At 54.1% G+C, this 1683-nt stretch carries 1 protein-coding gene and 1 pseudogene; both read left to right on the top strand.

Features of this window, described 5'->3' with window-relative positions; translation table 11 throughout:
* Positions 1-661: DUF6318 family protein (locus HMPREF2682_RS02090; RefSeq protein WP_070830929.1), on the top strand; the 661-nt coding region annotated here is incomplete at its 5' end.
* A gap of 407 nt (positions 662-1068) precedes the next feature.
* A pseudogene (locus HMPREF2682_RS09560) lies at positions 1069-1683 on the top strand (peptide ABC transporter ATPase); the annotation flags it as partial.

The following is a 1683-nucleotide window of genomic DNA, read 5'->3' as shown; positions in this document are numbered from 1 at the left end:
CCTGCTTGCGGCGTGTGGCCAGCAGGCTAACAATGAGGCGGCAGCCGCCTCGGCATCATCGACCGCCGCACCGAGCGAGACCGCTTCGGCGTCTGCGGCGGCGTCTGAGTCACCCTCGGCGAGTGCCACTCCGTCTACTGTTCGAGGCTACTCCGGCGGCTCTAAGGCCCCCGACGGCGAGTATCGTAAGGCCGACTGGCAGGGACCTGCACAGAATGTGCCCAAGCCTCCGGCACCGGAAGAGGGTTACCGCGAGAAGTCTATCTCTGGTTTGGAGAAGACAATTCGAGCCTGGTCGAATTGGCGTAATTACGCCGTCGAGACAGGAAATTTTACTGAAGTTCGACGTTACGTATCACAATCGCTGAAATCAGAAATAAATTTCTATGATGAAATGAGCAGCCTATATCAAAAAGGTGGTTGGATTATCGATGGACACAATGAATTTGTAGCAGATGGGGCACCCTATTCAGAAGATGGAACAACCTACATCTGGAGGGTCTACCGCAAGTGGAATTCCGTCATGTATGTTCAGCCGGACGGCAGCTGGGAGAGTCGAGAAAATCGCGAAGTAGATAACAACAAGTGGAATCTTTCTCTAATTTATGCAGACGGTAGCTGGCTTATCAACGGACTAAAGAAAGTCAGCAAGGAGCAATAATGCGAGGTCACAAGTTTGCGATTTTTCTAGCATCTTTACCACTATTTATATCCCAGACTGTGTCCTATGCAGGAGAGGCACCCTTCAATTCATATTCAGAGTGCGCAGCTACGAACCCAAACTCTGCCAGTGTCTGTGAACAGATATTTGTACCGCAGGATCAGACAGAGTCAGAAGATGTGGGCTTGAGAGACGATGGACATGATGTTTCCGGAGGTAGTACGAAACGCCAAGAGCAATCTTCGCTTGCACCCCAAGTCCACGAATGGGAAAAGAGCCACAACCCCAATGGCTTTGATGTCTACTCCTCCAAAAATAACCCCGGTGTCCTTTACTGCGTAACCCCGGGAGGAAAAGTCGGTATCTATAAACACACCAACCTCAGCCCGGAAACTGATGCAGGATTCATGGACCGCGGTCATGCGTTAAGAAGCCCCACCAGTGCTAGTTGCATCCCCTCAGACATCAAGGCTGTTCAGGACACTAAATCCAAGGCAAACGACGGCCCTACCTGGGAACAAATGATGGCGCAAATCATTGAAGCAGCCCAGTCGCTAGAGCCAGGCAAGCCGACCCTGCACCAGTCCTACAACAACCCCGCAGGCACTGGCCGAGCAGAAGGCGACCCCAACGTCTACAAGGGCGACCAGATCAACTTCTACGTCGATGACGGAGGCCCCTACCGCCTCGAAGCAGACATGCTCGCAGGACACGTCGAAATTGAGCTCATGCCCTCCTCCTATGTCATCGAGTACGGCAACGGCGATACAGATACCAACTACACGGCGGGCAAACCGGTCACCACCTACCCTCGTGAGCGCCCGCGTGAAACCGCAACGAGTTACGCCTACCGGCGTTCGGGCAACTTCCATGCGTATGCGACCGTGCACTACACGGCTCGTTTCCGTGTGGACGGCGGCCCCTGGCAAATGATGATGGTGACTCCGCAGGCGACCAGTGACCCGTTGCTGGTGCGTGTGTGGTGGGTTGATGTGGGACGCGTAGCCGGTGACTGCAGCTAC

Source organism: Rothia sp. HMSC061D12 (genome assembly GCF_001836735.1).
Lineage (GTDB): Bacteria > Actinomycetota > Actinomycetes > Actinomycetales > Micrococcaceae > Rothia.
The sequence above is the reverse complement of the archived record's forward strand: the minus strand, read 5'-3'. Positions and strand labels throughout refer to the sequence as shown.